General features: G+C 37.7%; 2 protein-coding genes. Both read left to right on the top strand.

Annotation, left to right across the window (positions count from 1 at the left end; all coding sequences use genetic code 11):
• Positions 1 to 509: excinuclease (locus tag PL85_RS17485; protein WP_234934717.1), on the top strand; the 509-nt coding region annotated here is incomplete at its 5' end.
• 177 nt (positions 510 to 686) lie between these two features.
• A complete protein-coding gene (locus tag PL85_RS17480) occupies positions 687 to 1,535 on the top strand; it encodes a DUF2971 domain-containing protein (protein WP_194587695.1) in 849 nt (282 codons plus the stop codon).
• The last annotated feature ends 560 nt before the right edge of the window (positions 1,536 to 2,095 follow it).

The following is a 2,095-nucleotide window of genomic DNA, read 5'->3' as shown; positions in this document are numbered from 1 at the left end:
TGCGTTGTCAACCCCTTAGCCGGGCGTTATGCTCTAGTTACAATCAAACTATTTTGGAATTTATCACAATGAAAAAATTAACAATTCTAGCTCTTTCATCACTGGCTTTCTTCTCATCTAACACTTTTGCTAGAGATGATGTGGGTAATTATTCGATTACAAAGGCAATGAGCTCTGAAGTGGCTAAATCTAAATTAGGCACTGAAGTTTCATTTTACTTTGGCGAGCAGAGTTACGGCAAAGTTCTCAAAGAATTAGGTGAATTTAAAACCAGTAAAAAAACGAACGCTTTCAATAAAACAGATGAAGAAGCGTGCAACTGGGTTTTTCTTTCCGCCATGATTGCTCTTAAAGACAGAGCGATAAAAGAGGGTGGAAATGCAGTAGTTAATATCAAATCAAATTACAAAAATAACCTCACTTCAAGCAACGATACTTTTCAATGTGGTGCTGGAGCCGTAATGGCTGGAGTTGCATTGAGTGGTGAAGTTGTGAAGCTCAAAAAATAAGCATAACAAACGGTTAAAGAGGGATTGCTAACGCATGGCGACTTTAGTTCAAAACTGAAATTCAGCGTTTACGGCGTGTTTTTTGAGTTAAGTGGTGCGTTGTCAACCCCTTAACCGGGCGTTATATTTCTTATCGGTCTTCCATCTGGATTGTTTATAAAATCATACGTGGAGCAGTTGGAGCAGTTGGAGCAGTTGGAGCATGGTTTATTTATGAAATTTCATCACTATACGACAATTGAGACGTTAGCGTTAATCTTAGACTCTAGAAAAATCCGCTTTAATCGCCTCACAAATGTTGACGATATGGAAGAGGCTGATTTGTACGGCAAGTATAATATCGGTCGTTTTCTTTACGTCAGTTGCTGGACAACAAACAGTATCGAAAGTATCCCTCTCTGGAACATGTATACTGGAAATATGAAAGGAGTAAGAGTTTCATTTGATGACAAGCCTTTTTACTATCGGAAGCTTGAATCAGGCTTTGATTATCATATTGGTTTTCCAGGCGATACCTACTCTCCTCTCACTATTGAGCAAATTTTTAATGAAAGTTGCTTTGTAGTACCAAGCTTTTTCGACAAAAAAAACTTTGGTCGTAAAGTTGAATATTTGGATAATGTGTCGGACATATACGATGATGCTGTTAAAGTGTCTTACACTGATATAGGGACACATATGAGGCTGGAAAGCGCAAATAATATTGCTTTCCATAAAAATAAATGTTGGCAGTTTCAAGATGAATATCGGTTTACTCTTTTAGCATTGCCAGCACCAAGGCAAGGATATACAAAGGAGGCTATTAGCAATATGAATAGCCATGCTGTTGTTGAAGTTTTGTTGGGTCAAGGTCCAGTCAACGATTTTATTGATGTTGACTTGTCTCCTGAAGCACTCAGAAAAGTGACAATTACTCTAGCACCTCGTACCAGTTATGCTGATGAGCTTATGGTAAGAGCTTTAATGGAAAAATATTGCCCAGAAGGACAGTTGGTACATAGTTCACTTAAAGGCAGGATTAGGTAGATCCGAAATATAACAAACAATTTAAGAGGGATTCCCAACGCTTGGCATTTTTGCTTCTACTTCAATTTTAGTGGTTACAGTACAATGCTTTAGGTTGGGTGGCAGCGTTGCTCACCCCTTAATTGGGCGTTATGTGCATGAGTCAACAATAAATATTATCCATATAATCAGATAGTTGTTTTGAGATAGCAGTATGGAAAAATGTTAGTTTGTATTTTAGTAATCAATCGCAATCATGCAGGTGGTTAAATGGAAAGGCTATTTGAAAATGAGTTGCTTAACGTCAGTGTTTCTCTTCTTATTGCACTGGCAGTGTGCTACGTCATTCAACTACTTTTAACGAAGGTTTTTCAACCGAAAGGCTTAGGATGGGTGTTAATATTATTCGCATCAATTTGCATATTTTTGGTTGCTTCTACAGTGAACTCAAATGAAAGTTATTTCTATTGGCTCATTTCATCGGCAAAGTGGGCATTGGTAGGTATTGCAGGTATTTCGATACAGAAAATACAAGAAAGTTAGCGTATTTTGCACCGATATGCACATAACAAACGCTTCAA

The sequence above is a fragment of the Vibrio anguillarum genome, from assembly GCF_001989995.2.
Classification (GTDB): Bacteria; Pseudomonadota; Gammaproteobacteria; order Enterobacterales; family Vibrionaceae; genus Vibrio; species Vibrio anguillarum.
Note: the sequence above shows the minus strand (reverse complement) of the source record. Positions and strands in the feature narration are given on the sequence as shown.